The 6924-nt window shown below is 71.4% G+C and carries 6 protein-coding genes and 1 riboswitch; of the genes, 4 read left to right on the forward strand and 2 right to left on the reverse strand.

All coding sequences use genetic code 11. From position 1 onward, the window contains the following. Positions 1 to 88: 88 nt before the first annotated feature. Positions 89 to 1099: a polyprenyl synthetase family protein gene (locus ABZ281_RS30825; RefSeq protein WP_356660787.1), complete on the reverse strand. Its 1011-nt coding sequence runs from the start codon at positions 1097 to 1099 to the stop codon at positions 89 to 91. Positions 1100 to 1608: 509 nt separating this feature from the next. Continuing rightward, a riboswitch (cyclic di-AMP (ydaO/yuaA leader) is annotated at positions 1609 to 1778 on the forward strand. A gap of 3 nt (positions 1779 to 1781) precedes the next feature. Between ABZ281_RS30825 and ABZ281_RS30830 the strand changes: the two genes are divergently transcribed. Beyond that, on the forward strand, positions 1782 to 2561 hold the full coding sequence (locus tag ABZ281_RS30830; RefSeq protein ID WP_356660789.1) for a transglycosylase SLT domain-containing protein: 780 nt from the start codon (positions 1782 to 1784) through the stop codon (positions 2559 to 2561). Here ABZ281_RS30830 and ABZ281_RS30835 read toward each other — a convergent pair. After that, positions 2525 to 3373, reverse strand: coding sequence for an HAD family hydrolase (locus tag ABZ281_RS30835; protein ID WP_356660791.1), 849 nt, complete (start codon positions 3371 to 3373; stop codon positions 2525 to 2527). The two genes, ABZ281_RS30830 and ABZ281_RS30835, sit on opposite strands and share 37 nt — an antisense overlap. Before the next feature lie 192 nt (positions 3374 to 3565). On the opposite strand from ABZ281_RS30835, the gene ABZ281_RS30840 reads away from it, so the two are divergent. The 3 genes from ABZ281_RS30840 to ABZ281_RS30850 all read left to right on the forward strand — a co-directional run bounded on the left by ABZ281_RS30840 (position 3566) and on the right by ABZ281_RS30850 (position 6864). Beyond that, entirely contained in the window at positions 3566 to 4630 is a 1065-nt protein-coding gene (locus tag ABZ281_RS30840; RefSeq protein WP_356660793.1) for a GNAT family N-acetyltransferase, read from the forward strand. Between the two features lie 21 nt (positions 4631 to 4651). Beyond that, complete coding sequence (locus ABZ281_RS30845; protein WP_356660795.1) at positions 4652 to 5995, forward strand: glycosyltransferase; 1344 nt, start codon at positions 4652 to 4654, stop codon at positions 5993 to 5995. An 83-nt stretch (positions 5996 to 6078) separates the two neighbouring features. Further along, positions 6079 to 6864, forward strand: coding sequence for a polysaccharide deacetylase family protein (locus ABZ281_RS30850; RefSeq protein ID WP_356660797.1), 786 nt, complete (start codon positions 6079 to 6081; stop codon positions 6862 to 6864). Positions 6865 to 6924 lie beyond the last annotated feature (60 nt).

Below are 6924 nucleotides of genomic sequence, written 5' to 3' on the forward strand. Positions count from 1 at the left end.
AGTGGGGGTACCCCCTGCTCGAGCGGAGTCGAGAGCGTGGGGGAGCGTGCCGGGCGTCGTGACGGGGCGAACGTTGCCTGCCGCGGCACTAGCCGGCCCGGTGCACCACTGCGTCGCACAGCTCCAGGAGCGCCGTCTTCGCGCTGCACTCCGGCAGCGGTGCCAGTGCCGAACGGGCGTCCTGGGTGTAGCGCACGGTGTCCTGCCGGGCCTGCTCCAGCGCCGGGTGCGCCCGCAGCAGACGCAGGGCCTCGGCGTGCCGTGCGTCGTCGGTGAGGTCGGAGTCGAGCAGCTCGCACAGGGCGATGTCCTCGGCGAGCCCGAGCCGGGCCGCCCGCTCGCGCAGCCGCAGCACCGGCAGCGTGGGGATGCCCTCGCGCAGGTCGGTGCCGGGGATCTTGCCGGACTCGTGGGAGTCGGAGGCGATGTCCAGGACGTCGTCCGCGAGCTGGAAGGCGACGCCGAGCCGCTCGCCGTACTGGGTCAGGACGTCCACGACCGTCTCGTCGGCGCCGGACATCATCGCGCCGAACCGGCACGACACCGCGACCAGCGAGCCGGTCTTGCCGCCCAGCACGTCCAGGTAGTGCTCGACGGGGTCGCGGCCGTCCTGCGGTCCGGCCGTCTCCAGGATCTGGCCGGTCACGAGGCGTTCGAACGCCTCGGCCTGCACCCGCACGGCCTCCGGGCCGAGGTCGGCCAGGATGTGCGAGGCGCGAGCGAAGAGGAAGTCGCCGGTGAGGACCGCGACCGAGTTGCCCCAGCGGGTGTTCGCGCTCGCGACGCCGCGGCGCACGGCGGCCTCGTCCATGACGTCGTCGTGGTACAGCGTGGCGAGGTGGGTCAGCTCCACGACGACGGCCGACGGCACGATGCCGGGCGCGTAGCGGTCACCGAACCGGGCGGAGAGCATCACGAGCAGCGGGCGGAACCGCTTGCCGCCGGCCCGCACCAGATGCTGGGCGGCCTCCGTGATGAAGGGCACCTCACTCTTGGTGGCCTCGAGCAAGCCTTCCTCGACAGCCGTCAATCCGGCCTGGACATCGGCCTCCAGAGCCTGGTCCCGCACGCTCAGCCCGAACGGCCCGACGTCGGTCACGAGGGGTCTCCTGTCTGCTGTGTCTGCCGGTGATTACGCGGATTGTCGATAGGTCGCTGCCCTCACTCGAGCCAGCGTATCCGGTCACGTTTCGATCACCGCCAGCGCCCATGGTTACAGGCCGGGCGGTATCCGATCACGACCGTTATGTTTTCGATCAACCTATAAGAATAGATATATATCGACTCACCCGGGGGTAGCGAGTTATGCACGATTTGACGCGTTGAGTCGGCGAATTCCCCTTGGCGGGAATTGTCCTACGGGCTTGTGATCAGTGAGTTGAATCACTCCTTCCTCTTTTCCCCCTCCCCGCGACAGCGACCCCTAACACCTTCCCCCGAAAGCCAGTTGAGCCTTGGCTACCGCAAAGGATCAAGCGGCCCAAACGCTCCCGACCAAGGTCAAGCGCGCGATATGTGACTGAGGTGCTTGTTCCCGACATGTGCTCTCGCATACGTTCCGGCCCTGTCCGGCGGACGCCCAATCCTGCCGCCGCCCGGACTCCCCACTTAACCGACTCACTCACGCAGGGCAGGAGCGGGGGACCCAGGTAAGTCGCCGGTCCGCACAGCGGCACGGCTCGGGGTGAAGCCGCGCACGGCACACAGCGCCGTACGCGGCCGGGCACCTCCCGGCCCGAACCCGACAGCTCACCTCGCAGGCGCCGGAGAGGAACATGGCCATGGCCGGACGAGGCAAGCACCGTCGCCCCAGAACCAACCCGCTGACCCGAGGCTTCATCGCCGCCGGTACCGGCGGAGCCGCACTCACCCTGCCGCTCCTCGGCGCCACCCACGCGAGCGCCGCCGAGCCGCAGAGCGCACCCGTCGCCGCACAGTCCGTGCCGCAGGCGGCCCAGCCCGCCAAGTCCCTCACGTACACCGTGGTCAAGGGCGACTCGCTCGCCCGCATCGCGGACAGGTACGACGTCTCGGGCGGCTGGAAGCAGCTCTACAAGGACAACCGCACCGCCGTCGGCGACAACCCGAAGCTGATCCACCCGCATCTGAAGCTGACGGTGAAGACCACCAAGACGAGCGCCGCGAAGAAGACGGCGACCAAGTCGTCCGCCCCCGCCAAGCCGGCCGCCAAGCCCGCCGGCGGCGTCGCCCAGGCCACCCAGGCGTCCGCGAAGACCTACGCGAACAACCTCGACGGGTGGATCCGCGAGTCGCTGGACATCATGGCGCAGAAGGGGATCCCGGGCTCCTACGACGGCATCTACCGCAACATCATGCGCGAGTCGTCCGGCAACCCCCAGGCCATCAACAACTGGGACTCCAACGCCGTCGCGGGCACCCCGTCCAAGGGCCTGCTCCAGGTGATCGACCCGACCTTCGCCGCCTACCACGTGGCCGGCACCTCCTTCGACCCGTACGACCCGGTCGCCAACATCACGGCGGCCTGCAACTACGCGGCCGACCGCTACGGCTCGATCGACAACGTCAACGGCCCGTACTGAGCGGTCCCGCCCAGCAGTCGCTCGAGGACGACGGCGATGCCGTCGTCCTCGTTCGACAGGGTGACCTCGTCGGCCACGGCCTTGAGTTCGGGATGGGCGTTGGCCATCGCGACGCCGTGGCCGGCCCAGTCGAACATCGGGATGTCGTTGGGCATGTCGCCGAAGGCGATGGTGTCGGCCGGCCGCAGCCCCAGATGCTCGGCTGCCAGCGCCAGACCCGTGGCCTTGGTGATCCCGCACGGCTGGAGCTCGACGGTGCCGGGCCCCGACATCGTCACCGTCGCCAGTGAGCCGACCACCGAGCGGGCCGTCGCCGCCAACTCGTCGTCCGTCAGAAGGGGATGCCGCAGCAGCACCTTGCTGACGGGCTCGAGCCACAGCTCGTCGCGCCGGTCGACCCGTACGGCGGGCAGGGTCGGGTGCGGCATCAGATAGCCCGGCTCGATCAGCGTGAGCCCGTCGACCCCGTCCTGGTCGACCGCCGCGTACACCTGCCCCACCTCGGCCTCGATCTTGCCGAGGGCGGTCTCGGCCAGTTCCCGGTCCAGGGTGATGGACCACAGCAGCCGGTCCGCGCCGGCGTCGTACACCTGCGCGCCCTGCCCGCACACCGCGAGCCCCGTGCACCCGAGGTCGTCCAGGAGCGGCCGCACTCTCGGCGCCGGCCGGCCCGTCACCACGAGGTGCTGGGCACCGGCGTCCGCCACCCGCGCGAGCGCGGCGAGGGACCGGTCGGAGAGGGTGTCGTCGCCGCGCAGCAGCGTCCCGTCCAGGTCGGTGGCGATGAGTGAATATGCGATGGATGCGGCCATGATCAGAGAATACGGACAGTACGGCCCTTCGTTTCATCGCTCGGTGGACGCCGATTGCCCGGTTGAAGGCCTCTGCACCAGTTGGCAACAACATGCTCCACTACCTACCCATGGGGCCGCATAGAGCGGTACCTTCCAAGTGTCCAGGGGGGACTTGATCGGGGGGTCAGGTTGAGCAGTGGGCGCATTCGCGTGGCTGGGCCCGGGGAGCTCGGCGAAGGGGAGAGGGAGCGCTGGCGTGCGCTGCGCGCCGCTTCCGAGGCACCGCGCAACCCTTTCATGGAGCCGGAGTTCACCGAAGCCGTCGGCCGGGTCAGGCCCGGGGCCCGGGTCGCCATGGTGTACGAGGGGCCGGAGCCGGTCGGCTTCCTGCCCTACGAGCGGGGCCCGTTGGGCCAGGGCCGGGCGATCGGGCTCGGCGTCTCGGACGCGCAGGGCGCGATCCTGCGGCCCGGCCTCGACCTGGAGACGGGCGAAGTGCTGAAGGCCTGTTCGCTGTCGAGCTTCGCCTTCGACAATCTGGAGGCCGAGCAGCGGCTGTTCGTCCGGTACGCGGCCGAGGAGTACGCCACCTACGTCATCGACGTGGAGAAGGGCTACGAGACGTACCAGTCGGTGCTGCGTGCGCAGTCGCCGAAGTTCCTGAAGACCACGCTGGCCAAGGAGCGCAAGCTGGGCCGGCAGGCCGGGGAACTGCGCTTCGTGTTCGACGAACGCGATCCGGCCGCGCTGCGCACGCTCATGGGGTGGAAGTCCGCGCAGTACCGCAGGACCGGCCGCCGGGACCGGTTCGCCCAGGAGTGGATCACCCGGCTCGTCGGGCAGCTGGCCCGGACCCGGGCGCCGGAGTGCAGCGGCACGCTGTCCGTGCTGTACGCCGGTGAGCGGCCCGTCGCCGCGCACTTCGGGCTGCGTTCGGCCTCGGTGCTGGCCTGCTGGTTCCCGGCCTACGACCCGGAGTTCGCCAAGTTCTCGCCGGGTCTGGTGCTGCACCTGCGGATGGCCGAGGCGGCGGCGGCCGACGGCATCGGCACGCTCGACCTGGGAAGGGGCGCAGCCGAGTACAAGGACGCGCTGAAGACGGGCGAACTGCCCGTGTACGAGGGTGCGGTGACCCGTCCTGGGGTGGGCGCGGCACTGCACTGGCTGAGCCACGAACCGTCGCGCCGCGCGCACAGCTTCGTCCGCGGCAGGCCCCAGCTCGCGGCGCTGGCCGCGCGGACGCTGAAGGGCGCGGCTCGGCTGCGCCGTACCTGACTTCACGAGGGGGGTGGGCGCATGGCCCGTTCGGCGCGTGCGCAGGAGGAGATACGGCGGTTCCTGGGCATCGGGGCGGTGCAGGTCGCCGAGCTGGACCTCGACGGTGACGAGGCGGTGCTCAGACCCGGCCCGGGGGGTCCGCCCGTGACGCACGGAGAGGTGTTCGTGCTGGTCAGAAGGGGCGGTCGGCCTGTGGGCACGCTGCTCGGGCGGGTACCGGAGGGGGCGGATCCAAAGGTCGTGCTGACGGACCGGGCACGGGCGGAGTGCGGGCCGGCCGTCGTCGGCGGACCCGGGGAGCCGCCGTTCACGACCGTCGTCGTCGCGACCCGGGAGCGGGCCGGGCAGCTGGCCCGGGCGCTGGACTCGCTGCTGGCGCAGGACCATCCGCGGTTCGAGATCGTCGTCGTCGACAACGCGCCGGTCACGGACGAGACGCGGGAGCTGATCGAGCGGAAGTACGCCGAACGCGTGCGGTACGTCTGTGAGCCCGTTCCGGGGCTCGCAGCCGCCCACAACGCCGGGCTGGACGCCGTGCGCGGCGAGGTGGTCGCCTTCACCGACGACGACGTGGTCGCCGACCCGCGCTGGCTGACCGAGCTGACCGCGCCCTTCGCCGCCGACGCCGGACTCGGGTGCGGCACCGGGCTGATCCTGCCGGCCCGGCTGACGACCCCGGCCCAGGTGCTGCTGGAGAGCCACGGCGGCTTCGCGAAAGGCTTCACTCCAAGGACGTACGACCCCGCGCGTCCGCCGGGCGACGAGCCGCTGTTCCCGTTCACGGCCGGGCGGTTCGGCTCCGGCGCGAACATGGCGTTCCGGACGGCGGTGCTGCGTTCCGTCGGCGGTTTCGACCCGGCCACCGGGGCCGGCACGGCGGCCCGGGGCGGCGACGACCTCTACGGCTTCGTCCGCGTCCTGGCCCAGGGCCACCGACTGCACTACACGCCGTACGCCCTGGTGTGGCACCACCACCGGGAGACCTGGCGGGACCTGGAGACCCAGGCCTACGGCTACGGCGCAGGGCTCACGGCGTACCTCACCGCGGTGCTGGTGAACCGACCCGCGCTGGTGCCGGCGTTCCTCGCGAGGCTGCCCCGCGGCCTCGCCCACGCCCGCACGCTGACGGCGGTGCGCGAGACGGACGCGGCGGACGGCACCGGCACGCCGGGCGACCATGACGAGCGGACGCATCCCTGGCCGCGGCGGCTGTCGCGGTTGCAGCGCAGGGGGATGGTCTACGGGCCCCTCGGCTATCTGCGGGCGCGGTACGCGCTGCGCGCGGCGGTTCGGGAGAAGACAGCTCAGCGGGCGAAGACAGCTCAGCGGGCGAGGGCGAAGACCGCTCAGGGGGCGAGATGACGACGTCGGCACGTGCGCGTGGTGAGGGACCGATAGCGTCCTCGGACACCCCGGCCATCCCCGTTTTCCTCTACCACGCCGTGATGGACGACCCGCCCGAGTGGATCGCCGAGTTCACGGTCACGCCACGGCAGTTCGCGGCACATCTCGACGTCATCGTCGGCAGCGGGCGTACGCCCGTCACGATCAGCGCGGTCGCCGGTCATCTGGCCGGGCGGGCGCCGCTGCCGCCCCGGCCGTTGCTGCTCACCTTCGACGACGGGTTCGCCGATCTGCCCGGCCCCACCGCCGAGGCCCTGGCCGCACGCGGGCTGCCCGCCACGGCCTACCTCACCACCGGCGCCATCGCCCCGGGCGGCCGCAGTCTGCTGCCGCCCGCTCCGATGATGACCCTGACCCGGGCGGCGGAGCTGGAACGTTCCGGCATGGAGATCGGGAGCCACACCGTCACGCACGCGCAGCTCGACACCCTGTCCGCCAAGGCCCTGGCGTACGAACTGCGCACCTCCAAGGCCGTGCTGGAGGACACCCTCGGGCACGAGATCCGGCACCTCGCCTATCCGCACGGCTACAACAGCCCCCGGGTGCGGGCCATGTCGGCCCGGGCGGGCTACGAGACGGCGACCGCGGTGCGGCACGCGCTCAGCTCCGACCGCGACGAGCGGTACCGCATCGCCCGGCTCATCGTCCGGCGCACCCACACCGTCGCCGACGTCGAGGGCTGGCTGGCGGGGGCGGGCGCGCGGGTCGCGCCGTACCGCGACGGACCGAAGACGATCGCCTGGCGCTGGTACCGCCGGGCCCGTGCGGTGCTGCACGGGCCCGAGTTCGCCGCTCCGTCGACCCCAAGGCCATTCCGTCCCGGCTGAGCTGGGAGGTCGGGCAGTCGCTCGCGGACTCGCTGGTGCAGCGGTATCTGCAGGACACCG

Origin of the sequence: Streptomyces sp. NPDC006265, assembly GCF_040613555.1 — a bacterium.
In the GTDB taxonomy this organism is placed as follows: domain Bacteria; phylum Actinomycetota; class Actinomycetes; order Streptomycetales; family Streptomycetaceae; genus Streptomyces.